The organism is Agathobaculum sp. Marseille-P7918 (assembly GCF_900625105.1).
Lineage (GTDB): Bacteria > Bacillota > Clostridia > Oscillospirales > Butyricicoccaceae > Agathobaculum.
Genome location: NZ_UYYD01000015.1, coordinates 1 through 25799, shown reverse-complemented (window position 1 = coordinate 25799; position 25799 = coordinate 1). Strand labels below are relative to the sequence as shown.

22 protein-coding genes and 3 pseudogenes are annotated in these 25799 nt (G+C 42.5%); 7 read left to right on the top strand and 18 right to left on the bottom strand.

Annotated elements, in window-relative coordinates:
- The coding region (locus tag EJL02_RS14360) for a hypothetical protein (RefSeq protein ID WP_206426980.1) at positions 1-274 on the top strand (274 nt) is incomplete at its 5' end.
- On the opposite strand, the gene EJL02_RS13270 is transcribed toward EJL02_RS14360, so the two are convergent.
- Positions 269-961, bottom strand: a complete 693-nt coding sequence (locus EJL02_RS13270) for a DUF6198 family protein (RefSeq protein WP_125116837.1) — start codon at positions 959-961, stop codon at positions 269-271. The two genes, EJL02_RS14360 and EJL02_RS13270, sit on opposite strands and share 6 nt — an antisense overlap.
- A gap of 132 nt (positions 962-1093) precedes the next feature.
- On the opposite strand from EJL02_RS13270, the gene EJL02_RS13265 reads away from it, so the two are divergent.
- On the top strand, positions 1094-1975 hold the full coding sequence (locus EJL02_RS13265) for a LysR family transcriptional regulator (protein ID WP_125116836.1): 882 nt from the start codon (positions 1094-1096) through the stop codon (positions 1973-1975).
- Positions 1976-2367: 392 nt separating this feature from the next.
- On the opposite strand, the gene EJL02_RS13260 is transcribed toward EJL02_RS13265, so the two are convergent.
- The 8 genes and pseudogenes from EJL02_RS13260 to EJL02_RS13230 form a co-directional block, all read right to left on the bottom strand.
- The gene (locus tag EJL02_RS13260) at positions 2368-2997 is read right to left on the bottom strand and encodes a DUF3473 domain-containing protein (RefSeq protein ID WP_243114518.1); all 630 of its coding nucleotides are present in this window, start codon (positions 2995-2997) and stop codon (positions 2368-2370) included.
- Entirely contained in the window at positions 2994-3191 is a 198-nt protein-coding gene (locus EJL02_RS14490; RefSeq protein WP_243114517.1) for a hypothetical protein, read from the bottom strand. Before EJL02_RS14490 ends, EJL02_RS13260 begins: the two co-directional genes overlap by 4 nt.
- 8 nt (positions 3192-3199) lie before the next feature.
- Entirely contained in the window at positions 3200-4267 is a 1068-nt protein-coding gene (locus EJL02_RS13255) for a GNAT family N-acetyltransferase (protein ID WP_125116835.1), read from the bottom strand.
- Between the two features lie 4 nt (positions 4268-4271).
- Positions 4272-4619, bottom strand: coding sequence for an EamA family transporter (locus tag EJL02_RS13250; RefSeq protein ID WP_125116834.1), 348 nt, complete (start codon positions 4617-4619; stop codon positions 4272-4274).
- On the bottom strand, positions 4616-4984 hold the full coding sequence (locus EJL02_RS13245) for a DUF2304 domain-containing protein (protein WP_125116833.1): 369 nt from the start codon (positions 4982-4984) through the stop codon (positions 4616-4618). Before EJL02_RS13245 ends, EJL02_RS13250 begins: the two co-directional genes overlap by 4 nt.
- Position 4985: 1 nt before the next feature.
- A complete protein-coding gene (locus EJL02_RS13240) occupies positions 4986-5687 on the bottom strand; it encodes a glycosyltransferase family 2 protein (RefSeq protein ID WP_125116832.1) in 702 nt (233 codons plus the stop codon).
- 105 nt (positions 5688-5792) lie between these two features.
- The gene (locus EJL02_RS13235; protein ID WP_125116831.1) at positions 5793-8066 is read right to left on the bottom strand and encodes an ArnT family glycosyltransferase; all 2274 of its coding nucleotides are present in this window, start codon (positions 8064-8066) and stop codon (positions 5793-5795) included.
- 571 nt (positions 8067-8637) lie between these two features.
- Positions 8638-9663: pseudogene (locus tag EJL02_RS13230) on the bottom strand (IS256 family transposase).
- A gap of 351 nt (positions 9664-10014) precedes the next feature.
- On the opposite strand from EJL02_RS13230, the pseudogene EJL02_RS13225 reads away from it, so the two are divergent.
- Positions 10015-11216: pseudogene (locus tag EJL02_RS13225) on the top strand (IS110 family transposase); the annotation flags it as partial.
- 602 nt (positions 11217-11818) lie between these two features.
- Here EJL02_RS13225 and EJL02_RS13220 read toward each other — a convergent pair.
- Genes EJL02_RS13220 through rfbA form a run of 9 tightly spaced genes read right to left on the bottom strand, consistent with a single transcriptional unit; the run spans position 11819 to position 23685 of the window.
- The gene (locus EJL02_RS13220; RefSeq protein ID WP_125116830.1) at positions 11819-16219 is read right to left on the bottom strand and encodes a glycosyltransferase; all 4401 of its coding nucleotides are present in this window, start codon (positions 16217-16219) and stop codon (positions 11819-11821) included.
- On the bottom strand, positions 16206-17285 hold the full coding sequence (locus tag EJL02_RS13215; protein WP_125116829.1) for a hypothetical protein: 1080 nt from the start codon (positions 17283-17285) through the stop codon (positions 16206-16208). Before EJL02_RS13215 ends, EJL02_RS13220 begins: the two co-directional genes overlap by 14 nt.
- Positions 17282-18004 (bottom strand): ABC transporter ATP-binding protein, encoded by a 723-nt coding sequence (locus EJL02_RS13210; protein ID WP_125116828.1) that lies wholly within the window; start codon positions 18002-18004, stop codon positions 17282-17284. Before EJL02_RS13210 ends, EJL02_RS13215 begins: the two co-directional genes overlap by 4 nt.
- A gap of 9 nt (positions 18005-18013) precedes the next feature.
- A complete protein-coding gene (locus EJL02_RS14355) occupies positions 18014-19456 on the bottom strand; it encodes an ABC transporter permease (protein WP_206426979.1) in 1443 nt (480 codons plus the stop codon).
- Between the two features lie 6 nt (positions 19457-19462).
- Positions 19463-20308, bottom strand: coding sequence for a dTDP-4-dehydrorhamnose reductase (rfbD, locus tag EJL02_RS13200; RefSeq protein WP_125116827.1), 846 nt, complete (start codon positions 20306-20308; stop codon positions 19463-19465).
- Positions 20265-21242, bottom strand: coding sequence for a glycosyltransferase (locus EJL02_RS13195; RefSeq protein ID WP_125116826.1), 978 nt, complete (start codon positions 21240-21242; stop codon positions 20265-20267). The genes rfbD and EJL02_RS13195 overlap by 44 nt, the downstream gene beginning before the upstream one ends.
- A complete protein-coding gene (gene rfbB, locus EJL02_RS13190; protein WP_125116825.1) occupies positions 21217-22230 on the bottom strand; it encodes a dTDP-glucose 4,6-dehydratase in 1014 nt (337 codons plus the stop codon). Before rfbB ends, EJL02_RS13195 begins: the two co-directional genes overlap by 26 nt.
- A gap of 1 nt (position 22231) precedes the next feature.
- Positions 22232-22786, bottom strand: coding sequence for a dTDP-4-dehydrorhamnose 3,5-epimerase (gene rfbC, locus EJL02_RS13185; protein ID WP_125116824.1), 555 nt, complete (start codon positions 22784-22786; stop codon positions 22232-22234).
- A 14-nt stretch (positions 22787-22800) separates the two neighbouring features.
- Complete coding sequence (gene rfbA / locus EJL02_RS13180; RefSeq protein WP_125116823.1) at positions 22801-23685, bottom strand: glucose-1-phosphate thymidylyltransferase RfbA; 885 nt, start codon at positions 23683-23685, stop codon at positions 22801-22803.
- A 647-nt stretch (positions 23686-24332) separates the two neighbouring features.
- On the opposite strand from rfbA, the gene EJL02_RS13175 reads away from it, so the two are divergent.
- The 4 genes and pseudogenes from EJL02_RS13175 to EJL02_RS14665 form a co-directional block, all read left to right on the top strand.
- Positions 24333-25040: a hypothetical protein gene (locus EJL02_RS13175; RefSeq protein ID WP_125116822.1), complete on the top strand. Its 708-nt coding sequence runs from the start codon at positions 24333-24335 to the stop codon at positions 25038-25040.
- Positions 25041-25259 carry a hypothetical protein gene (locus EJL02_RS13170; RefSeq protein WP_125116821.1) on the top strand — a complete coding sequence of 73 codons (219 nt, stop codon included), beginning with the start codon at positions 25041-25043 and terminating at the stop codon, positions 25257-25259.
- A gap of 152 nt (positions 25260-25411) precedes the next feature.
- Positions 25412-25666 carry a hypothetical protein gene (locus EJL02_RS13165; RefSeq protein ID WP_125116820.1) on the top strand — a complete coding sequence of 85 codons (255 nt, stop codon included), beginning with the start codon at positions 25412-25414 and terminating at the stop codon, positions 25664-25666.
- Between the two features lie 64 nt (positions 25667-25730).
- Positions 25731-25799 (top strand): annotated as a pseudogene (locus EJL02_RS14665) (helix-turn-helix domain-containing protein); the annotation flags it as partial.

Sequence of the window (25799 nt, the reverse complement as noted above, 5' to 3'; positions counted from 1 at the left end):
TCTCTCAGAAGCAGCTCATCTAGTGTACCAAACCGAAAAGCTTTTGTCAAGAAGTTTTTTCGACTCTTTTCAAACTCTTTTCGATCGCGCCGCCCCTCTCGGAAGCAGCTTGATTAGTATACTACCCCCACCGACCTTTGTCAACAGATTTTTACAAAAAAGTTTGATCTTTTTTGCATGCCGCTTCCCGTATTTTTTCAGATGCACAAACAAGGCAAGTGCTCTGTTTTTCTATGTGAAAACAGAGCGCTTACTAATGCAATATAACTTATGACAGCTTATATGCCTTGCTTTTGCTCGGACTGTGATGATGAATATCAAATACAAAATGCCGATCCAACCAATTGCCTACCATACCGATGACTTTGCCCATGGTCAGCGCCGCGAGCACGGTACCGATGCCGAGTCCCTCCAGATGGCCGAGGAACAGGCAGGTCATGCCCGCTGTCACGATCAGGCAAATGGCATCAAACGAAATTTTGATTTTCGGATAGCTGATTTTGGTGATCTGTTCCAGCTCCCGCGGGAAAAGGTCGGTCGGGACGATCGGCAGCTTGCAGCGATTGGAGAGGGCAATCCCCAGGCAAATCAGCAGATAGCTGATCACAAAGTAAAGCACATACCATCCCAATCCCACCGGCAGAACGTTAATCCACAGTTCGTGCACATCCAGCAGCTCGCTGAACACAAAGCCGACGGCAAAGCTAAACAGGTAGGACACAACAAAGCGGCGACGCATTACCATAAGCGACAGAATCAAACCCGCTTGAAAGATGTAGGTCCATGTTCCCAAAGAGAAAAAGGTAAGCACCTCTGAAAAGGCGTATGGAACGCTCGAAATCGCAGAGATACCTGCCCCCGAATACAGCATCAGTACAACGCCGAAAGAGTTAATGACCACCGCTACCGCCAGTGCCAGCTCACCGCGAAACAGCGGCAGTTTGTGTTCTTCACATTCCACAAGATTTCCTCCCTATCTTTTCATGACCCTGCCTATTATAGTCTTGCAATGTCCATCTGTATAATTTATAATTTCTATCAACCAATAGTTTTCTTTTATTTTATTGGATTGTGCTGCACAGGAGGAGAGCACATGAATCTGGATTATCTGCGTTATTTTGTAAAGCTGGCGGAAGTGCACCACTATACCAAAGCCGCCGAACAACTGTGCATCACTCAGCCCAGTCTGAGCCATGCCATTCGCATACTGGAAACAGAGCTTGGCGTACCTCTGTTCGAAAAAGCCGGACGCAAAACGGTATTGACCCGGTTCGGAAAAGAGTTTCTCGCGTGCGCAAAGCAAACGCTGGACACGCTCGATCAGGGCATGTCCTCTCTTCAGCGAAGCGCCCACGGAGAAGGCCTCATCCGCTTGGGTTTTCTGCGTGTGCTGGGAATTGACTACGTTCCCAAGCTGGCCGCCCGTTTTCTGGCCACCGACGCTGGGAAAAACGTCTGTTTCGAATTTCACTCCGACCGAACACAAGGCTTATTGGACGGACTGATGAAGCAGCAATATGACTTAATTCTGTGTTCAGAGCCGGCACCGGAGCTGCATCTGACATCTGTCGCCGTCACGCAGCAGGATTTGGTGCTGATTGTTCCCAAAGGTCATCCGTTGGCATCGCGACACAGTGTCGATCTGGCAGAGGCGCTTCCCTTTCCGCAGATTTACTTTGCCAAAGGCTCCGGCCTGCGGGAAGTGGTGGATGGCCTGTTCGCTGCTGCCGGCGGCGTGCCTCATATTGCCTATGAAACCGAAGAGGATCAGGTTATTGCCGGTCTGGTCGCACAAGGCTTCGGCATTGCTGTGGTCCCCTATATGGATCTGCTGCTCAAACTGGATCTGGCGGTTCTGGAGATCAGTTCCCCACCTTATAAGCGCAAGTTCTTTCTCGTTCATAACGACGATGTGTATTTATCGCCTGCCGCCCGCAATTTTCGGCAATTTGTGCTGGGCAGTCAAACCGAATAGGAAATCTATGACCGGATAGAAAAAATACATGATTTCTACAGAATTATACCTCCGTGTTTTCTGTCCAGATTTGTTTTTTCAATAGGCTCCTTATTATACCCCATCCAAACCGTCACAGCTGCACCGCCGCGGGATTTTAAGTTTTGCGGAGACAAAAACACCGCCTGCCAAACCGGCAGGCGGTGTGTCATTAGGGTCGTTTTTTTGCCTTTTGACATAGGTTTTGAGAGATAGGGAAAGCGGTAGTGGCGGACGCCGCGAGTACAATTCCCGCTCGGGAAAGACGTTTCGGAGAAGTGAGTTAGAAGCGGGTTAGAAATTCTGTCTCATCCTTCGAAAACTGCAATTATACCTTTTATGTTTTATTGTTAAGTCTTTACAGACAGCCCTTGTCACAACAAAACATCCCGAATTGCACCACAATTAAATTTTCTAATAACTTTAGTCATCTTCGACTTGCAGCCACGAATCCCGTAATAATGAATTAACGCATCTCGTTTGCTCAAATTCAGCCGAGGCTGTTTGGGATCAATTTCACGCGGATGTAAATAAAAGACTGTCGGATGTTTTTCTCGGTTTACCTGCTTTGCAAAAGCATTAATAAACGGATACGGCAATGCCCTGAAATAAAATCCTCCTGAAAACGGAATATTCAACAAAGGCATTTTGACGGTAGATGGCGGTATTTCCAAAAGATCTCCCGCGTCCTTGCAATATTGTGATGCTCGAAACGGAAAACGCGGTGCACCTTTCACGCCATACAAAAAGTTCTTGAACGGAAAAATACTGCTATCGTATCGAAAGCCCAACTCATTCAGTATACCTAACGCCCAAAACGAATCTTCAGTAATCGACCAAGATGGCGCGCGATAACCAATTACCGGTTTCCCAATGAGATCTTCCAGCATACACTTACTACGATACACATCTTGACGAAACACCTCTGGAGTCTGTTTGTAGACCAGTTGATGCCCATACCCATGACTGGCGATCTCGTGCCCTGCATTAGCAATTCGCCTCACCAACTCAGGATGTTGTTCTGCAACGAACCCCAACACAAAAAAGTTGCTGTTGCTTTATTTTCTTCTAATACCTGTAAATAAACTTCCGTGTTCTCTTCAACAGTTGATTTCATCTCGCTGCTATTACTGAACAAGTCATCTTCATAATTAGCATGAAACCAATCTTCTGTGTCTATGGTAAAAATATTCTTCATCAAAAACCTCATATAACATCATAGTCGCCCATTGTAAAAAACCAATTTTGACTATTCACAAGTTCACTTTCTGCAATACTTTCATCAAATCTACGAACCAACAACGGAAAAGGTTGTGGTTCCAATTTCTTTGGACAACGAATAAAACCCAACTTTTTAAGAACTTTATACTCCTGAGTATGTTCCAGCATCAAACAACCCGCAAGACTAGCACCCTGCTTTTTTAATTGCACTAGCATGTGCCGGATCAATGACTTTGCCGCATCTTCAAACCCATCTTGGAAAAGAAAATCAGCCAACATGGCGCACTGCATACCTGCTACTTCCATAATTCGACCGACCGCAAAGCAAACTGGCTTAGCCTGATACATAGCCACATATGGATAATACTGTCTTCTTGGCATTTCCAAATAGCGGAAACGGACATGCGCACTATCTCTGACATTCATAATGCTATATTTTCCGCAGACTGTCTTCCAAAACTCATCCACCAGCTGTAGATTTTCGCTTTTAATTTCACAAAATTGGTATTTAGTCTCCTTTCCAGAAATGCCAAATAAGCAATTGACTGGCTTTAAAATGTTTTTCAATACCGGTCTATTAAAATATTCCGCAGTCATTCGAGACAGACATAGCGGACGAAGCAGCAACGGCAGATCACAGACTTTCTTAAAATGCAGTTTTTTTATAAAGCCCGGATACGAATTTGGATTTGGAACGCCGTAACAAAACTTATCACCTGCACTTGCTGCACGACTATAGGTTTTATTAGCTAGACCAGTAAAAATTCCCTGTCCACGATATTCTCTCTTGGTTAAGGTATTCAGCGAGTTGACACATGGAATATTTTTCCCCTTGCAAAAAAACTTTTGTGGCCAAACAATATATTGCCCTGCCAATGCATTATTTTCTTCATCCCACGCCAGATCAATCAATGCCTCGCCTGCCGGATTTTTAAAATATTGATGTTGTAAAAATTCTGCATTTGCAATATCATTTTCTATCCCATATTGCTCCTGTGCCATCCAAACCATTTCGTTAAAATGATCAGATGAATATGTTATTGCTTTCCACATATATTTATCCCCTTGTTGCAACAAACACTCCAAAAACGATAATAAATACCCCGATCCATTTCATGGGAGAAATCGTCTCTCGAAAAAATACCATTGATGCTAACAAAACAATCGGAAACGCTAGGGCTTGGATCGGATACGCATGGCTCATTGGTGTGCGGCTCAAAATATAAAGCCACAGCCCTGTAGTCGCTGCATACAAACACAATGCTATAAACACCACTGGCGAGAAAAAGAGTTTAATAATATCCAATATACTCGTTATCTCTTTCCCTGATGAACCGAATTTAAAGAGCATCTGTCCTGTCGCCATAAGAAATGTATTGAGCAAACAAAGCACTGTCATTTTCATCTTTCTTTCTCAACACCTTCTTCCAGTTCCCTCACCCGCTTCTCCAACAACGCCAACTGTTGAATCAATCTTTTACTTTTTTCATTCAATTTCGAAACAATTGCTGTCAAAGACATAAGAATAATTATTATACAAAAACAGATAATTGAAAAGAGCGCATTCGTTGGTTCATAAATTCCAACGAGATTCGCAAAATAGTTTAATATTTGCGGAAAGATCGCCAGCACTAACATTATGACTCCGGATAGCAGCCAAAGTAATGTATATTTAAGGTTTAAGCTTTTCCTTTTCAGCAAATAAAAAACGAGAACAAAATAAAGTGCAACTGCTAACAGCATTGCAATTCTAAGAGTGGTCGAAATCATTTTATCGCCTCCTCCTTGTGGTTAGCCGCTCGATGATAAGTGCCAAAGACACTTTGATCATATAATAAACCGATTTAAGTGTATTGATGGAACTAACACCGTTTTGCCGCTCGTGCATGCAAACAGGCACCTCAACAATACGCGCACCCATGAGGCCAGCTGCCAAAATCGCCTCTGGTTCTGGATAATCCTGAGCGTAGTTCTGTGCGAATTCACAGATCATCTTTTTGTTAACAGCTCTCATTCCGCTGGTAACATCCTTTACTTTAACACTGCACAGCAGTTCTATTAGCCCGCTTAGAAAATTGATGCCCATTCGCCGCATAGTAGACGACTGAAAACCTTTTTTCTCAATGAATCTTGACCCTATTACAACATCTGCTTGTCCACTCTCAATAGGGGCAATTAAATCCTTGATGTATAATGCATCATGTTGCCCATCCCCATCAAATTGAATAGCAATATCGTAATCATGCTCCATTGCATACAAGTATCCTGCTTGAACACCTCCGCCTATTCCCAAATTGATAGGAAGATCAAGATATGGAATATTGTTTTCTTTTAAAACAGCCTTTGTTCCATCTTTTGAACAATCATTGATCACAATATAACCAACATTTGGTGCTTTAAATCTTATATCTTGTATTGTATTAAAAATATTTTCCTCTTCATTATAGGCAGGGATTATAATTAATATTTTCACAACATCACCAGCTTTCTCTTCTCATCCACGACATAAATATTCTTTAAACTGCTATTGATAATAAGCGAAATATCGAACTCATTACCATAGTGACACTTTTTCTTTTCATTGTTCAGTATTAAAATACACACGCTTCTGGACTATCTCGTCAGTAAACAAAACATAATCATAGGTCTCTACTACTTGAAGTTGATACCCATGAGCCAATACCGATTCATTTGGTTCATGTGGTCCAAGATATAGAATACCTAACACCGCCCCCTCTGGTGGCGAAATAATATCCGAGGTCGTTCTCAATGACTGACCGCTGTCTAATGAATATACGGAAAGCGAAGTATCAATAAACTGATTATTTTCATCCATCCAATTTATCTGAAAACGCACTAGAGCAGCGCTCTTTCCTGGATTTTCAATTTCTTGGATTACCTGATAGCTTTCTCGAGCTGAAGCATTAAAGGTAACCGTATAAGGTCGATCCACGGATACTTCAATTGGGGCAGAAAATGTATCTTCCAAAATTGTTTTTTTAATAAGCTCTGCGCGTATTTGATAAAGCTCATAATTCCCCTGTTTCTCTATTGGCACAAGAGTCATCTTGTCACTATTTTGGCATTCTTCCAGAAGCTTTTTCTCATTTTCATCAGCTAAATTGCAAAGATAATAATCAAAACTCGAAATATAATCTATCTTAGATATGCCTTCCTTCTCGATAATCTGTTGCCATGCTGAACCATGCCAGTTATTGGGAGCTAAATATCCATTGTAATCTCCTTTAAAGGGTTCCGAACTGAACACGCGCTTCCCCTCAGGAATTTCATTTAATAAGTTCGAATAAACACTGACACTAATTTCATCTGAAACATTTATCAAATTATTATTCCACGGATAACATTCAGATATATAAAGCACACTCGGAACAGCAATTATACCGGATAGTATTATTGCTATCGATTTCCCATTTCTGAAAATGCGATTGCAGATAATACTTAACGCTGCAGCTAACAACATGACAACCATCATAAAAATAGCCATATAATATCTCAAATTATAAGTAAAAAATGTTGAAACACCATAAGCTGCAAAGGACACAATACCCCATACAATCAACGGACATTTTCGATATATCACCCAACTTAACGGAATAGCCGGAACCCCTAGGAGGAAATATCCAATTCCTCCATTTTGCATCTCGATATTGTTGCTGGTTTGAAATACCATAGTTAAAATTGATTGTATCGAAAAACCAAGCGGACTATTATTAAACGGATCAACAAAGTCATAACTTGCAAAATAAGGAGACTGAAACAAGCCATTGAACCACGGGAACACTGGATTACCATATCGATACCATGCCAGTCCAAATGGGATAATAAGAATAAATAAGAAAATGCTCCCTGATAATAGAAATCTTTTTATTATACTGCTAACAGATATATGCTCCTTCAAAGCATAAATAAAAAAAAGAATGATGGCTATAAGTCCGCCAGAAAGAATAGTATAACAAATAGTTAGCTTGGAAATAACTGCACAGCCAAATAGCAACCCCAGACATGGCAAAGAATCCCAAGCTCGTTTAGGTTTTAGTTCTGCATATGTGTAAAAGCCTGAAAAGGTCAAGAAAATTGGTAGCATTTCTACATAGAGAATGGTTGAAAATTCAAAGAACATTGGAACGGAAAAAAACAACAAGGCCAAGATCAAACTGCTACTTCCGCTATATAATTTTCTTGAAAATTGTACCAACACTCCAAAAACCAAAAAGAAAAGCACTACATTAAACATTGTCATTGCCTTATACGCACCAAAAGTCGCAAAAAGTGTAGAAAAGCCGTAAAACAGCATCCCTGTCTGCGAATAAGTAATGCTTTCCGCAATATTTGTATTATAGACACCGTTACGCGCCGCATACATCGTTATGGGAAGATGCCCTGTCAATGCATCGTATTCATCAATAGGTGCACTTGCATAACAGAGCATTATTAACATTAGCAACGCTACGGGTACTAAATATATTTTATTACAACAAATTCTAGGAATATCAAATTGATTGTACTTCTTTGCCCTTAATATCCAAATTGCAATGGGCAGCATCAAAATCAATAGGAACTGTGTCTCTCCGCCTAACCCTACAGTTAATAACACGTATAAAGCAAGCCCAATTAAACACATACCTACTGCGATGCGAATGAACTCTCTCCCAACCCCATCTCCTATTTTAACAGTCACAGAGCCAACGCACCAACAACTTATCAGAAGCAGAGTCAAAGCTACTATATCAAATCCAATTCGATAATAAGCTAAAATTAAAAAGACAGGAATTAGTGATACGCCCCATTTGAATCTCTTCATTGAGGCTCTGCCATCAAAGTAATACTGCATACATTTCACTTCCTATTTTTCCATTATCAATCTATCATATACAATATCCCATAGCCCATGTTCAGTGAAGTTCGCAAGAAGGGTGCCTGTAACAAGAGAAGTTAAGCTGCTGGGCTAAACAAATTTTGGACAGACCGCTCACTGAGGTAAACTTTGGAGGACGCCCAATCCTCGGCATACTCCATGAGATAAGTAGTAACCAATCTGGTATAAGCATCGGGATTGAAAAAATCCCTACCGCATTGGTTCGTCGCCAGATTTCTTAGTTCAGACGCTCCAGCACATTGGTGGAAGATATTTTGGGCATACAACTGAGGGAAGGCATGGAAGGCCAGTGAGTCTTCGCTAGGCCAGCCTCAAGTCAGTGGGTCGCTTTGTGAAAGCGTCGCCCATACTGCTGGCATAGATTCTCTGCCCGACCCGCAAGCTTGCTTTTGGTAGGCGTCAGCCAGATGGCTTTCAGCTGCTGAACAAACTCATTTTTCTCTTTGTGGGGGGTGATGTCAAGAATTTTTGCACTTTAGTTTGCAGCCCTTGGCATGAATAAAGTCAGCCAGCAATGGAGTTATCCTCAAGGGCCACCTCCAGGTGCTTCATTCTTGTTGCCCCACTGGATACCAGCCACACGGCTCAGCCGGGCACAGACCAGCATCAGAGCAGAATTGCCGTCCAGGAGACTGCCCACCACACGAGTGCGGTGACGGATTTCCCGGTTCAGCCGTTCAATGACATTGTTGGTACGGATACGGGTCCAGTGTTCGCTGGGAAAATCGCAGCAGGTCATTGTTTCCTCAATGCCATTCTCCACCTTCTTAGAAGCCTCTTTCAGCTTTATAGGGAGCAGTTGCTTCGCCACGGCTTTGACTTTCTCCCTAGCAGCCTTTTTGCTCTCCTAGGCGTGGATCGCCTTAAGCATCTTAGCTACCAGCTTTACTTTGGAGCGAGGCGTGACTGGGGACACATTCCGGTAAAAGTGGACGGTACATCATTGGTATTTAGCTTCAGGAAACGCTTCGCCTACGGCCTCCAGCATACCAAGGCACTTATCACCAACAATGAGTTTCACGCCATCCAGACCATGGCTGCGTAGCCACTGGAAGAAATCAACCCAACTGGATTTATCTTCTTTCATGCCTTCGGCAGCACCAAGATCCTCACGCTATCCATCCTCATTGACCGTAATTGCTTCCATAATAACTACATTTTCGAACTCTTTGCCCCAGTTACGGCACAGAAAAATTCCATCTACATAGACACACGGATAACGTCCACCTTGCAGAGGACGGTTCCGCCAATCCTCGATATGGACATATGCTTTCTTGTTCAGTTCGCTGATGGTGGAGGGAGATGTCTTGCTGCCCCAAAGGGCCCCGGTGATGTCCTCCACACGCCGAACAGGTACATCTTATATAGGTCTCTTCCACACTGCTTTCCCGGCAACAATACCGCTCAATAATGGCGGTCTCAAAGAAGATTCCTGGAGCTTGGGCACCTTGAGAGGGACATCCCCAGAAATAGGGGTGAGGTTGCGGTTGTTGTAGCCGCTATGGTAGCCCCGACGCTGCTCATTACGCTCGTACCGGACTGCCGGGGTCAACTTCTCTGCTTCGACCTCCAACAGTTCGTTGGTGTGCCTCTACATCACCTCGCACGAGCTCATTTATCTGTAAAATCTTCTATTACAATAAGTTTAGCCAGAAACACTAGGCAGCCAGTCCGATATTCTTTCCGTCTCATGCCTAAGCTACAATAAGAGGAGCAGCTGGCCGACCTCAATCTTTTTAGGGGGTATATCCGTGTCCGAGGCTGTCAGCTATTCTCTTATTGTAGCGTTCGATTTAAGCAGGTTAAGCCACCTAATTTCGGAACGCTTGTGTCACGGGAATAGATTGAATCAGCAATGAGAGAAGATAGTATCCGGTTGTATTTTTGTACAAGAGGGATCTTCATGAACTGCGTTGGCATTGATATTTCCAAAGGTAAGAGCACTATTGCTGTTATACATCCCTTTGGTGAAGTTATCGTTCCACCATTTGAAGTGTAGCACACAACCAGCGAGCTGATGGAGCTGACAAATCTTTTCAAAAATTTAGATAGAGATTCCCGTGTTGTAATGAAATTCACCGGAAATTATCATATTATAATTGCTCAATTTCTCCATAACGCAGGGTTTTATGTATCTCTGTAGTCAGTGCAATGTTGGTGCATGCCTATGGAAACAACGGTTTGAAGCGGACTAGACCGACAAGAAAGACGCTGTAGAACTGGAAAATTATGGCCTTTCCCATTGGATTACGCTGCTCAGATATTTGCCTGAGAAAAATGCCCGATTGCTTTTGAAAAACTATTATCGGCAGTACCAGCAATATTCCAAAATTCAGACTATGTTGAGGAACAATCTGATCTTCCTATCGGACTCTGTGTTTCCAGAGTCTAATCGTTTGTTTAGTAGCCCTGCTAGAGCCGATGGTAGTGAAAAATGGGTGGATTTCGTAACTCTTTTCTGGCATTGTCAATGCGTTTCCGAATTATCTGTAAAAACATTTTCATCCAAATACTCGAAATGGTGTAGAAAACACGGTTACCATTTCAGTGAGCAAAAAACTCTTGAGATTTATTCGAATGCGAGTAAACGCATTGGTCTTATGCCGAAGAACGACACCACCGGACTTTTTATTGAACAGGCTGTTACGCAATTAAAAGCGACTTCTTCCGCACTAGCTGCACTTAAACGAGAAATGCAATCTCTGGCAGCTTCTCTCCCGGAATATCCAGTTGTGATGCAGATGTTTGGTGTCGGACCTGCGTTTAACCCTCAACTTATCGCTGCAGTTGGCGATGTGCGCCGATTCCATTCTAAAAAGGCTTTGGTTGCCTTTGCGGGAATCGATGCTCCGCCATATCAATCTGGCCAAATAAATATGCGTAGCCACAGCATTTTCAAACGCGGATCTGCTGCTCTGCGCAGGACTCTGTTCTTGGTAATGAGTATTTATCTGCAACATGCACCATCCAATGAGCCGGTGTACCAGTTCATGAAGAAAAAAACAGTCTGACGAGAAAGCTCACCGCGTCTATATGATGGCAACTGCGAACAAGTTTTTACGCATCTACTACGCTACCGTAATGACATTTCTAAACGTTCAAGAACAGAGACGATTTTTCATGCAAACATCGTGTGAGTTGGCTACCAACTCGATTGTTGGATCGTTGGATGGCCTGATTTTGCGCGCCCGTTTTTCTGTACAAAAAGTTTTATATTAGGCTTGATTTTTATTAGCAGGCCTCGGACATGGTTTGCTGTCTCCTTTCGAATGGTGTGTCGCAACTTCAATCTATCAGAGATCTGCAAACCATGTCTCCTTTTATTTTTGCGAAACTTATTCTACCTGCCCCTCTCAACCCCCGTACAACATCATGCCTTTCACCTGTTAAAACCTCTGTCTCCATTCCATCAGAAAAGTATCTAACTATCCCTCATTATTTTGGTCTATGCCGTAGTATTACATGATAGCCCATAATCACTTGATCAAAAGCTTTTTGTTCTAAACTGTAACACACAAACTATGAATAGAGTACTATTTCTTGTACTTAGTTCACTGAAACACATGTCAATTGTAATTGGGTCTTCCTTTGTGCCAAACACTAGAATATCTTTCTTCATGGTGTTCTTCATTGTAAAAATACTTGTTTTGAAGAATTAGTATCAAGCATGTACTCTCCTGCGCACCATTAGAAGTATCTGTTTAGTTTCATAATACACCCTCGCGATAAGAAGGCATTTTCCACAAAGTTTTCCATTTTTTCTCAAAGTATTCTTTGTTTGTTTCAAAAATCTTCTTATACTGATCATTTTCCAATTTTTTAAATGAAACTGTGCCATAATGATGAATAAATACATCTTCCGCCATTACCAAAGAATACCCTTTCGACTGTACGGCTATGGAATAATCATCATCTTCAAACATTCCAATACCGTAGTTTTCGTCCAGCGGACCAATTTCTTCGTATATCTTTCGAGAAATCATGACACAGAACATTGCCAAAACTCCTGAATGCGGGAATTCTTCACTCATATGCTCTGTTGTGTACTGATACGCAAAAAGTGGCATTGATTGTATATCAGTATACGGCACATTGATTTTCGCTTCATTTCCAATAGAGTTTGTGATGGGACCCACTATACCAGCCTTTGAATTGTTCATATAGTGTTTTAAAAGACCTGTTAGCCAACCTCGTGTCACAACAGTATCATTATTCAATAGAACAATATAATCTCCATCTGATACAGCAATGCCATCATTATTTCCACCCGCAAAACCTCTATTATCCTGATTTAATACAATCTTGACATTGGCGTTTTCCCTCGCAACTTGTTTTAGGTAGTTTGCCGTTCCATCTGTAGAGTTATTATCAACAATCACTAACTCATAATTAGGATATGCAGTTTGCTCCAGCACGCTTCTCACGCATTCTTTGGTATATTCCAGTTGATTATAGCAAAGAACAATAACACTAATTTTAGGATATATCGACACAGCCGCTTTCATAAACTGCTCTGCTCGCATATCCCAATCATTTTCTTGTGCAAACTTAAAGCATTCCTCAGCATCAGCAAGAGTATCATTGCCACTAAGGCACAACTCTACTTTATCGCAGAAGGCATCCGGATCATTTTCAAGATATACATATTGATCCTTATAAGGGAGCAACTCTGGAATCCCAGTTGCCACCACTTTTTTACCTGCAGATAAATACTCATAGAACTTTACTGGATTTGTTGCTTTTATCAAATCGGTTGATGTATCAAACGGAATAAGACACACGTCAAAACGCTTCAGCCACTCCAACAGCCCAGTATATGGAACCTCTCCAATCAACTGAATATTGGGATATCGCTCTAGCTCACTACGATTCGCAGTCACATTTCCTACCAAAATAATATCACAATCAACAAATCTTTGAGCACAGCGTTTTATCACATCGATATTGAACCATTCTGCAATAGCTCCATAATATCCTATTACCTTTCGACCCGTTGTCGATTTCGCTTTTTCAAAGGCCTGATGGAAGTAAGCATATTCTGTTCCATTCCTTATAATTGCAACATTATCCTTGTACTTAGTCGCAATATCACATAGGAATTGTGAACTTGCAACAACGCCATCGCAGTTATTGAGCAGTTTGTAACAATTCTCCCTTACCAGATTTTCCGCCGGATTTAAAAAGCCAGTGAAATCATCCATATAATCTGTAATCATTCTAAAACCATAGAAATTACGCAAATATTCCGCTACATTAATCCAGTTTGGATAGTCAACAATTACAATAGCATCTCTTATACACCAACCATCAACAAGATTTCGTACATTCTCAACCATTTCAGAAGTTTGATCGGACCAGTCTGCACTGTAAATTGTACTATTTTTCAGATTAGCAAATGTTACTTCCAATAAATCACTATTTAATTGTTTATAATTCGTATTTTCAGAAAAATTTGCATTTACATAAAATACTCTATGCCCATTGGCCGAAAATCTTTCAGCAAAATGCTGCGGACGTTGATGTCTAAATTCATAATCGATTACGCCTAAAATAATAATATCTGCCTTTGTGTTTGGATTTTTTAAAATATCACTTACTCTATTTACATCGAATTTACATAATGTTTTTGCATCATCCCTTTTATTGGGACAGGGTACAACATTATTGCTGCAGTCATTTTCTCCATCTAAAATTCCAATTATCGAAAAGAGTGGATTATATCGATGGTCATTATCCGGCGTATGACTCTTTCTGGAGCATAGCCATCTGCGGAACTTCTTTCTCTCCACCTTATCCGAATGAAATCCTTGTTTGAAAGTACGGTTTATTAAGTGCACAAGCTTAAACATCTTAGAAGCAGCCATCGCATTGACTTGCGCAATAGCTGCTTGCTGCTTTGTTATCAGTGCATTTTTATCGTTTGTTAGCTGCTGAATGCATGCTTCCAAACTTTCAATGTTTTTTGCCAAATCGCAAACTTCTTTATGAGCAGAATCCTGTTGCTTTTTTAGTTGTTCACAAAGTTTCTGATTTTCGGTTTGCAAAGCTAATATCGAACTATTCAAATTTTCCTTATCGTCATTTATCTGTTCCCGAAGCTGATGTAATTCCTCTTTTAAACCTTTTATTCTTTCTACCGCAGAGAGGTAGTCATCCGCGCAATAGATATCAGACAGCCTATGATCACTTGAATAATAAATCTCTTTCTCCGTATACACAAAAAAGAGCTGTTTACCTGGCCAAAAACCATTTTCCATTTCATCGCAATTTATGACAGCAAAGCTAGATAGCACATAATTATCATAAAAAGCAGGGATAAATTCCTCCGCAAAAACGAAAAAATGCTCTTCGATATCCGTGTCATCGTGTAGCGGTATTAAAAAGATCGCATGTCTTTTTGCTGCTTTAATCATATTCTCCAGCACAATACGCGGATGTTTCATGTGCTCAAGTACATTAGAACAAAATATTATATCTGCTTTCTCAATTTCTTTCGTAATATCTCCAACTACAAAATCACAAAACGGATGCTTTGCAATTGCTGTTTCAACAGCAGATTTAGAGAAATCTACACCCGTAAAGTGACAATTGGGAAAATATCGTGCCAATTCTGCTGTGCCCGCACCCTCGGCACAGCCCAGATCATGAACAGACCAACTGGCTTTTGTCAAATCACGTTTCAGCCATTCCGGGAAAACATTCAATGCAATTTTTGAAAAAAATGCCGATTGTCCTTCACCATCATATTTCTCCCAGTCATTGGATCGAAATCTATTCTCCCAATATTCCTCAGAATTTATAATCCCCAACTTCGCAATTTCGTCCTTTCGCTGTTTTTCACATATTCTTTTCCATAGTTCATCATCATCTATCATATCCCTATTAGGATAGTAGTGCGGTGGAATTTCAACGTCAGACATAGATATACCATTATTTCTAAGGTAATCAATATAATCACCTATGTGATCATATCTCATAAAAACTTTACATTCTTTACAATAATCTGGAAGCATATCCCAGTCAAACATAGCTCTTCTTAAATCTTGATAATTCTTACTATTCCAAACCCCTTCTATTTTCTCACAATCAGACAGATTTCCAATAGTTCCAAAAGATGCACAACACGGAGAGATATTTCCATTAGGCATTATACTTATCAGATGCCATGGTGCCGTGCAATATGGCAATTTTGTTTTATTTATAGTGGAACAACTACATTCTTTATGCACACGTCTATTTTCATGAGTGATATCATAGTCCTCATCAAAATCTAAATATGGTTCTTGTTCTCGCAGTTTTTTGAGCTCGTCTACGATTTTTTGATAATCAAGTACAACTCCATCTTCGAATCCGTCAAATGTAGTTACATTCATAACTGTCATTTTTTGATCTGAATTTCTTTTCTCAATTTCTTTCATCTGCTCTTCAAACAAACTACGATCGCTATCTCTCAAACGCAACAATTCAACAACTTTGTCATCTTGTGAGCCATATACGGTATTGAATGTTATATAGTTAAAATTTCTGTCTCGAGCAATAGAATAAATATCGGCAAGTTGTTGTAAATTCAACCTACAAACCACAACTGTAACCTGTAAAACTGTATTAGGCAGTTCTGTACGCAATCTATCCATATTGGATAACACCTGATCGAATTTCGCACCTACTCTTAGTATCTCAAATGTTTCCTTATCTGCTGCGTCGAAAGAAATACTAATAATATTGGTGCCATTTAACTTTCCAAGATCATATCTTTGAATTTGTGTTCCATTGTTTATTAATTGTGTCTTAGATAACACATCGCCTTCACGACAATACTCTATGAATTCATCAAAATGTGAATACAGAAATGGTTCGCCCCTCAACGATGGATTTAAGAATTCTGTTGTCGGAAATAGTTCACTAATTTTTTCCAAGTTTTCTTCTGATATTTCCTGTTTCACGTTTACTTTTTTGGTGCAAACACCGCAATATGGACAAAATACACACTGCAAATTACATACATTTGTTAAACCTATCATAGTTGCTAAAGGTTTCGCAGTCATTCGTACATTTACTTCAGCCATATCTTTTATAAATTGCTGATGATTCTCTTCACGAATTCCCATATTCTATCTCCTCTAAAATTTGCTTTGTCCTATTGCCCCAATTATTGTTTATCAGAAAAGAGTTTATTTCTTCTTCAGAAGAAAATGGTTGTTTTAAATTACTGGTTAACAATATCTTCAGTTGTTCAGAGCTTTCATAAAGTGCAATATTGGGATGTAAAGCTTCTGTTTCTACGCTTTTCACCGCCAAAACCGGCTTATTCTGCGCCAAATACTCATAAATCTTTACTGGATTTATTGTATCAAGGAATTCATTATTTTTAAATGGATATAAGCAAACGTCAAAAGCCGCTATCCAGTTTCCCACTTCGTCTTTTGTCACTCGTCCCACATACTCTAATCTTTTATGTTCAAAGCGAGGAATTTCTGTTGGTCCGACAAGCACTACATAATTATTTATATCTGCATTTAAAATTTCCTTGATTGCACCCATATCAAACCAGTGGCTAATCATACCGACATACCCAAATATACGGTATTGATCAGCCCATTTTTTTGCTGGTGTATTTTTCTTATATTGTATTTCGACCGCATTTGGAATAAGCACAGCTTTCTTACCACTATTTGCAATACGATCCTTGAAGACTTGCGCCGATACAAAGATATGGTCTGCGCGATGAATCAGTTTAGGTTCCACCTCAGCAATCAGCCTTTTTAACATGCTATTTTTTGTAATTTGAATATCATCATCCATTTTATCGTAAATAATCATACCTTTAAAATTGCAAACCAAGTTAAACCACGGGCAGTAGCCTACCCATATAGCATCAGCCCATTGTATCAGCTTTTGTATTTGATATCTTTCCCAAAAAGAAAAACCTTTCCAAACCGACTCCATACAGCGATGCAGCGACAGCATACCATTCATACGCATAACTTCAAGGTGAGCATTTATACGATACCGATATCCAAACGGCTTGTCCCCGCCTTTTAGCAGATATTTCATAACGCTGACCGTTGGATCCACATAGACAATATTGTGCTTTTTTGATAATTCTTCCGCCAAATATTGTGGGCGCTGCTTTAGATTGTCATATGATATAGGTGCCAAATACAAAATCTTCATATCCCAGCCTCATACATTTGACACACATCAACTGCATTGCCTATAGTCACCATTGTTCCCTTGTTTAGCCACAAAGCTTTTTCACATACTTCTGAAATCTGTTTTGTCGAATGGGATACCAACAGAACCGTTGTTCCGCCTCCCATTAGTTCCAGCATTCTCTTCTCGCTCTTTTTTTGAAAGGCTGCATCACCCACTGATAAGATTTCATCAACAATAAGAATATCCGGTTTTACCACTGTCGCAATTGAAAACGCCAGTCTAGTTACCATTCCTGATGAATAACTTCTCAATGGCATTTCTATAAATTCACCTAATTCCGAAAACTCAACTATCTCATCGTATTTCTCCAATAAAAACTGTTCTTGATATCCTAAAATGGCCCCATTTAAAAAAATATTTTCTCTTCCTGTTAATTCAAAGTCAAAACCACTGCCTAATTCCAGCATGGGAACAATGTTTCCCTCAGTTGAAACCGTCCCTTTTGTTGGTTTTAGTATTCCAGAAATCACTTTAAGCAACGTACTTTTTCCTGCTCCATTTGTACCAATGATCCCCAAAACTTCACCGCGGCCCAAAGAGAAAGAAATATCATTTAGTGCCCAAAAATTTTTATATCTCAATTTTCCTCTCGCTGCCGATAAAAGGAACTCTTTCATACCCGAATATTGTTCCACAGGCATTCGATAACAAAGCGAAACATGGCTCACGTCAATCATGTAAACACCTCACAAGAATAAAGCAAAGCGGTCTTGCGTTGTTTTAAATACCAATGCACCCAATAGTAGTGGAACACCCGAGGCAAAAAGGCATAAGATATATGCTTTTGGTTCCGGCGAAACACCATCCATCAACAAAATCCGCATTATTCGAATAATATGGTAAAGGGGGTTTACTTTATATAGAGTCAAAAATTTTAACGGAATAATGTCCACAGCATAAAATATAGGTGTAAAATACATCCACAGCATACTGATGACACCCCATAAAAATTGCGTATCATGGAAGAATACCATTGAAGATGCTAACAACAGCCCAATACCTAAAGAAAATGCAAACAGACAAACAATAGGGAATGGTAATAATAACCAGCGCGGTGAAATTTGAGTTTTTGTAATCAATAAAACAACAAATAGGGGCACTAGTGATAAACTTAAATTCACAGATGCAGATAGCGCCCGTGATACGGGATATATATACTTAGGCACATAAACTTTTGTAATCAACGCTGCGTTACCTGTAATCGATGTCAAACAAGCATTTGTTACTTCGCTAAAATAGTTCCAACAAACAATACCTGTCAATAAGTATACAGGGAAATTGCTAATATTTGATTTAAATAATGTTGAAAAAACAATATACATAACCATCATAGTAAGCAATGGATTCATTAGACTCCATAACACGCCTAAAACACTGCGTTTATATTTTGTCTTAAAATCTCGACTTACTAACTGTTTCAGCAAAAAACGATACTTGATAAAGGCAGTAATAAATCTCAGTACCATTGTATTCTTTTTTACTTTCGTGCAGTGAAGTATCCATCCGCATAATAATAACAATCCGCCAAATAGGATGACTACAAACGCCCAATAATATCTAGCAAGTTTATATATATTTTCACCGGAGACAGATAGACATAGCTGACCCTCCATCTCAGTTCCATTCACAATTATTGGATATTCATTTGCAACCTTAACTTCATACCTCCCAGCACTTTGGGAATCACCATAAAAAAGAGAAACCGCATGGTTATTTAATCCGTTTTCGGAAACAATATTTAATGTAAGAATCTGGTCTCGATAACCAGAGGGCGCATTCGAAAAAGAAACAAACCATTCTTCACAATCCGGTAACCCTACCGTATCCAAACTTGCACTAGCAATCTCATCGCCTTGAGAATTGCACAAAGAAAAGTGCAATGTATCTTCTACTGAATTTCCATATGTAGTGCCAAGCACCGTAACTCCAGTAATTTGATCACACTCAGAGCGAAATGTTTGTGTGACACTTGTTCCTGCAAGCAACTCTCCCACTACAGCTTTTTCTGTTACCATAGTGCTATGAACCGTACCTTGTGAAAACCCCTCTGCTGCAACAAGGCGGAATCCAACCGCCAAGATTATAAAGATTACAATAGCCCAAATGCATATTTTTCTTATGTTTTTCATACGTTTTTAGTCTTCTATCTCCTTAAGGAACCGTTTTAACGCATCCTTCCAATGCGGCAATCTTGTAAACCCCGCTTGCTCCAGTTTATCCTTACTCATACGAGAGTTGAGCGGCCGCATTGCACGAGTCGGATATTCGCTGGTCGGAATATGATGTACCTTGACCTGCTTACCCGCCTGCCGGAAAATCTCTTCTGCAAAATCCGCCCAAGAACAGATGCCCTCATTGGTCGCATGGTAAGTGCCGTATTTCTCAGTCGCGATCATATCACAAAGCAGCGGCGCTAAATCGGCCGTATAGGTCGGGCTACCAATCTGATCGCAGACCACGTTCAGCTCAGCTCTGGTCTCTGCTAAACGCAGCATGGTTTTGACAAAGTTATTACCGTTCTTACCAAACACCCATGAAATGCGCACAATGAAATACCGATCCAACAGTCCTTTCACCGCCAGTTCGCCGCCCAGCTTGGTAGCACCATACACGTCCAGTGGATCGGTCAGATCATCCGGTTCATAGAATTGATCTCCCGTCCCAGGGAACACATAATCGGTCGAAAGATACAGCATTTTCGCACCGATCTCTTTGCACGCCGCTGCAATATTGCGCGGACCATCCGTATTCACTGCGCGCACCTTATCCAATTCATCCTCAGCTTTATCCACTGCGGTCCATGCCGAGCAGTGAATTACTGCATCCGGATGATAAGCAACAATATATTCCCGCGTCGCCTGCGCATCTGTGATATCAAAATCCGCTATATCGACGCCTTTGTTTTCGATGTTTCGTGTGTTCAGCACCTTGCAAACATCATAGCCAAGCTGTCCGCCCACACCTGTAACCAACACTCTCATTTTTTAACCTCGCTATACAAAACTTGAAAACCGCATCTGGCATAAAACGCATTGCGATTTCCAATGAAGCCTCTTTCGGACTGTACTTTCTCCCTTTCCAAATCCCGAACAAATCACCCATCGTCCGTGCCCTTACAAACGCTCGCACGGACGATGGGACGGAATCGCGGTGCGCAAGCCAATCCAGCCGCTCCTGCAATGGTATAACCCTTACTTGATAATAGCTTTTTTTGTTCTGAACACCAAACAAAATTCCGGTCTGATTATTATGGTGCTGCCGGTATTTCACCAGTTTTTGCTCGGTGAATGAAATCGCACCTTTTTTCGCTGCCCATATCGCCAGCCAATGATCTGCAACTGTACGAGGCGGAAACGGGATCGCCATTTTCGCAATATCAGCCTGTATTAGCATGGAGCAACCCGCTGTGCAGTTTCGGAAAAAATATTGCCCAAACAGGTTTTCCCCTTGCAGATACTGCAATCTCGGACGAATATCGCGTAGTGAGGACGCAATCTGATATCCCATCGCATCCATCACCGACATATCACAATAGCTCATTACAGCATGTGTTTGCTGAATTTCTGCATATAGTGTCTCCAGTTTCTCCGGCAGCCACACATCATCCTGATCACAATACGCAATATATTTGCCCCGAGCTTGCTGCGTCAGCTTTTCAAATGTGCCGTTGGAACCCAGATTTTTCTCATTCCGCGATACCTGATAGGGGAATGAATGGATGCTTTGCGCGATATACCGCCGCACCGTTTCCAACGGCACGGTCGGCGAGCAGTCGTCCAACACAAGCAGTTCCAGATTCGGATAGGTCTGCGCCTCGAGCGAATCCAATTGCTCACGGAACCACTGTAAATTCGGCTCATATACCGCCATCACAATGGAAACTAGCGGCTTATCGGTTCCCGTACATCCGTTCATAGTAGTTTTGATACTCTCCCGAAATAATATTCTCCCACCACGGCTTATTGTCCAAATACCACTGAATGGTCTTCTGGATGCCGTCTTCAAATTTTGTCTTCGGCAGCCAGCCCAGCTCATTGTGGATCTTGGTCGGGTCGATCGCATAGCGGCGGTCATGGCCGGCACGATCGCGTACAAACTGGATCTCACCTTTGCCGAGCGTTGCAATAATCAGCTGCACGACCTCAAGATTGGTCTTTTCGTTGTGTCCGCCGACATTATATACCTCACCGACACGCCCATTTCGTATAATCAAGTCGATCGCGGAGCAATGATCCTCAACATACAGCCAGTCGCGGACGTTCTTACCGTCGCCGTAGACCGGCAGCGGCTTGTCATTCAGCACATTGGCGATCATCAGCGGAATCAGCTTCTCCGGGAAGTGATACGGGCCATAGTTGTTCGAGCAGCGTGAGATTGTCACCGGCACACCGAAGGTACGGTGATACGCCTGCACCAGCAGGTCGGCCGACGCCTTGGAAGCCGAATACGGGCTGGATGTATGGATCGGCGTTTCCTCAGTGAAGAACAGGTCGGGCCGGTCGAGCGGCAGGTCACCATAAACCTCGTCGGTCGAAACCTGATGATAGCGCTGAATGCCATACTTGCGGCAAGCATCAAGCAGCACCTGCGTGCCCATCACATTGGTCTGCAAAAAGATAGCAGGGTTTTCGATCGAACGGTCCACATGGCTCTCCGCCGCAAAGTTAACGATGACCTCCGGTTTTTCCTGCTCAAAAATGGCGTAAATTGTCTCACGATCGGCAATATCCGCCTTGATAAACTTGAAATGCGGGTTGTCCATCACAGGCGCAAGCGTTTCCATATTGCCCGCATAGGTCAGCGCATCCACACAAAGAATCTCATCCTCCGGATGCTCTCGCAGCATATAGTGTACAAAATTACCGCCGATAAAGCCAGCGCCGCCAGTCACTAAAATCTTCATCTTACCACTCCTCAAAGCCGGTCACGGCATCCTTCAAAAACGGCGAGCTGCTGTCCTTGGCGGACAGCACAGGATCGGTCACACCCCAGTCAATGCCCAGTTCTGGGTCGTTCCAGCGAATACCGCCATCCGCTTCGGGTGCATAATAATTATCTGCCTTGTAAAGAAACTCCACATGATCAGTCAAGGTTACAAAACCGTGACCAAAACCGCGCGGGATCATCAGCTGTTTTTTGTTTTCCGCCGAAAGCTCGACTGCGACCCACTGCTTATAGGTTGGGCTGAACGGGCGCAGATCGACCGCAACATCAAGCACCGCACCGCTCGTGCAGCGCACCAGTTTGGCCTGTGCCTTGTCGCCGCGCTGGAAATGAATGCCGCGCAATGTACCCTTCACCGTCGAGGACGAGTGATTGTCCTGTACAAAATCATAGTACAGACCCAGTTCTTCCATCTTACGCTTAGACCAGCTCTCCATGAAAAAGCCGCGATGATCACCGAACACATCCGGTTCCAAAACGACTACACCCTCAAGTTTGGTTTTTGTCAGCTTCATTTTCTTCGTGCCCCTTAATACAGAATTTTTCCATCTGCAACATGCCGCAAATGTTCGCCATATGGCGACTTTCCATACGCCTCTGCCGATTGCAGCAATTCTTCCTCTGTGATCCAGCCGTTGCGATACGCAATCTCTTCCGGCGCAGAAATCATGATCCCTTGCCGGTTTTCAATCACCTGCACAAACTGCGCCGCCTCGACCAGCGTGTCCATCGTGCCAGTATCCAGCCATGCATACCCGCGGCCGAGCAGCTGTACATTGAGATCGCCCGCTTCCAGATACATGCGGTTAAGATCGGTGATCTCGAGTTCTCCGCGCGCCGAAGGCTTGACCTGCTTAGCCAATTCCACCACGCGATTATCGTAAAAATACAGGCCGGTAATAGCATAATTTGACTTGGGCTGCTTGGGTTTTTCTTCAACCGAGATCACGCGTCCCTCGTCATCGAACTCCACAATGCCGAACCGCTCTGGATCGTTGACATAATAACCGAACACTGTCGCCTGGCCATTCTCTGCATTGTGCACAGCAGTCTGTAGGCGCTCGCCCAAACCAGCGCCATAAAAGATGTTGTCGCCCAACACCATCGCACACGCATCGCCCGCGATAAATTCCTCGCCCAGCGTAAAAGCCTGCGCCAGTCCGTCCGGAGAGGGCTGCACCTTATAGGACAGATGAAGGCCATAACGGCTGCCATCGCCAAGCAGCCGCTCGAAGTTCGGCAGATCGGTCGGCGTGGAGATAATCAGAATATCACGAATCCCAGCCAACATCAGCGTGGACAGGGGATAATACACCATCGGCTTGTCATAAACCGGCAGCAGCTGCTTGCTGGTCACCATGGTCAGCGGATACAATCTGGTTCCGCTGCCTCCTGCCAATACGATTCCTTTCATCTCATCCGACCTCTCAATCCGAAGATTTTTTCTCCACGCAAATCATCTATGTATGAATTTTAAAAATATTGAAAATACACATTTTGCCCAAAAGTTGACACACATACTCATTGAAATCATACTACAAACCACCCCATTTTGCAACCTTTTCGCCCTACTTTATTCTACAGTATCTTCCAATTTTGTCCTTATCCAAATGCTGTTTTTGCCTCCTGTTCTGACGTCTTTCCAGTCAGCCTTCTCACTACCATTATCACCTCATTTTCCTATTGAAGTTCCAACAACTCCAAAGCAAATGCCCTCAAAATCATTCTAAGCCCCGCATTATTTCTATGTTAGCTCCCTGCAAGGGGCATATTTTTTTACACACCTTCTGACAAGAAAATAAATCCATTTTGTCAGGAGGTTTTTCCTATGGAAAAAAAGACATTGAAGCGTAAAAGGCACAAATCCATCTTGAACCGGACGGTTTTTCCATCCATACGTTCGAATTATCGATCGAGCTGAGCAAATCCGAGTGGAACAAATGTAAAGATCGACTCTACATCGAACAAGAAAAATCAAATAAGATCTGGATCTATTCAGACAAATCCTGTAAAGGCGTGTATATCTGCACGAAATATACAGACACCGGCATTCGTATCCGTTTGGAGTATACATCAGGCAAAAAGGAAAGCAGACACTACTACGTTCGCATGGTGATCAATCCCCGCAAACTGATCTACCCGCAAAGTGGTTATCTTGGTATCCTGCCCCCGGATGAAACCAGCATCGAACTGCTGGAAAAGGCATTCTATTCCGTACTTCGGAAATCACCATTTGAAAGAGAGATTGATCGATACCACCTCACCCGTGTTGATTTATGTACCAATATCCGATGCGACAACAAGAAGGTGTTTCGCGAACTGGTACGCCTGCTGCGAAAAACAGCAACGCCCAAGAAATACGAACGCAGGTTCTATCAACATAAGGACAGAAAGAAGTCCAACCAGTACAACAAGCATTACATCCGCATCGCCTGCGGTTCACAAGAGCTGGTCATCTACGACAAGACCTATCAGATGGACGAAAACGATCTGGTGGTGGACTACGAAAGCCTGCCTTCCGGTGTACTGCGCATCGAAGTTCATTACGGCCGGGACAAGCTGCGCAGTATCGAAAAGAAGCACAACACAGACAGCGTGCTCGATCTGCTCTGGCTTTTGATACAGGAGAGCAAACCGCGCATCTGTAAATTGGTCGAACAGTGCTACCCGGATTGCGAGTACCGCAGCTATACGGCCTGTCTGGATGCAATCGAACATTCTCGCTTCCCAGAACAAACGCAATCAAACATGCGAACGCTGGTGACCTAGATGCAGCGCAAGCAGACGATCGACGCGGCGCTGCGCTGGATGGAAAAACACAACATCCAAACCGACAGGCTGCTCGATAAGTTTCGCAGGCTCGGTACCAATCCCATTCCACTGCGCCAAGGCTATGCCGCCGAACGCATGCCCAGTCTGCCGGAAATTTTGCGCGAGGTCGGAGACAAACCGGTCAATGTCGTGCTCAGTTGGTGGAAGTGGAAGTAGTACCATTATCTTAGCGTTTTTATGCTTATTTTTCGCGCGAAAAAAGGCTCTTTTTAACATGATTTCACCAACATAAAAATAAGATAGCGTGAAATGCGGTGTGATGCATTTTCACCGCGATTCAATCTTATCATACAAGGAGTGTTTCAAAAATGGCAGAAATTCCGTACATTGACTACAACAAACTGGATGAATTTTACACCATCCCTACACTTTGCGACCTGTTCCAAATGGACAAGCAGGCACTTCGAGCCAAGTGCGAGAAATACAAAGTTCGCCCCCGCCGCAACGAAATCGGCGAGCATGGCTTCGTCAAATACGACGTCCGCAAGCTGCATAACCTGCTGTACTACGAAGATCGCGACCGCGCGGGACGCAGCGCAAAGGTAGACGACCCATGGGCATGACCGAGATCCTGACGGTCAAGGAAGCCGCCGCGAGCTCAAAACCACCCGCCAACAAATCCGCAAGATGATCGCAAACGGAGAACTCCCGGCTGTTAAAGTCGGCCGAGAGTGGAGAATTCCGCTGGAAAGCATC

Excerpts from the sequence above, each read along its gene's own strand:
- EJL02_RS13265 (WP_125116836.1), top strand. The coding sequence starts at position 1,094 with ATGAATCTGGATTATCTGCGTTATTTTGTAAAGCTGGCGGAAGTGCAC.
- EJL02_RS14490 (WP_243114517.1), bottom strand. The coding sequence starts at position 3,191 with ATGAAGAATATTTTTACCATAGACACAGAAGATTGGTTTCATGCTAAT.
- EJL02_RS13255 (WP_125116835.1), bottom strand. The coding sequence starts at position 4,267 with ATGTGGAAAGCAATAACATATTCATCTGATCATTTTAACGAAATGGTT.
- EJL02_RS13250 (WP_125116834.1), bottom strand. The coding sequence starts at position 4,619 with ATGAAAATGACAGTGCTTTGTTTGCTCAATACATTTCTTATGGCGACA.
- EJL02_RS13245 (WP_125116833.1), bottom strand. The coding sequence starts at position 4,984 with ATGATTTCGACCACTCTTAGAATTGCAATGCTGTTAGCAGTTGCACTT.
- EJL02_RS13235 (WP_125116831.1), bottom strand. The coding sequence starts at position 8,066 with ATGCAGTATTACTTTGATGGCAGAGCCTCAATGAAGAGATTCAAATGG.
- EJL02_RS13220 (WP_125116830.1), bottom strand. The coding sequence starts at position 16,219 with ATGGGAATTCGTGAAGAGAATCATCAGCAATTTATAAAAGATATGGCT.
- EJL02_RS13215 (WP_125116829.1), bottom strand. The coding sequence starts at position 17,285 with ATGAAGATTTTGTATTTGGCACCTATATCATATGACAATCTAAAGCAG.
- EJL02_RS13210 (WP_125116828.1), bottom strand. The coding sequence starts at position 18,004 with ATGATTGACGTGAGCCATGTTTCGCTTTGTTATCGAATGCCTGTGGAA.
- EJL02_RS14355 (WP_206426979.1), bottom strand. The coding sequence starts at position 19,456 with ATGAAAAACATAAGAAAAATATGCATTTGGGCTATTGTAATCTTTATA.
- rfbD (WP_125116827.1), bottom strand. The coding sequence starts at position 20,308 with ATGAGAGTGTTGGTTACAGGTGTGGGCGGACAGCTTGGCTATGATGTT.
- EJL02_RS13195 (WP_125116826.1), bottom strand. The coding sequence starts at position 21,242 with ATGAACGGATGTACGGGAACCGATAAGCCGCTAGTTTCCATTGTGATG.
- rfbB (WP_125116825.1), bottom strand. The coding sequence starts at position 22,230 with ATGAAGATTTTAGTGACTGGCGGCGCTGGCTTTATCGGCGGTAATTTT.
- rfbC (WP_125116824.1), bottom strand. The coding sequence starts at position 22,786 with ATGAAGCTGACAAAAACCAAACTTGAGGGTGTAGTCGTTTTGGAACCG.
- rfbA (WP_125116823.1), bottom strand. The coding sequence starts at position 23,685 with ATGAAAGGAATCGTATTGGCAGGAGGCAGCGGAACCAGATTGTATCCG.
- EJL02_RS13170 (WP_125116821.1), top strand. The coding sequence starts at position 25,041 with ATGCAGCGCAAGCAGACGATCGACGCGGCGCTGCGCTGGATGGAAAAA.
- EJL02_RS13165 (WP_125116820.1), top strand. The coding sequence starts at position 25,412 with ATGGCAGAAATTCCGTACATTGACTACAACAAACTGGATGAATTTTAC.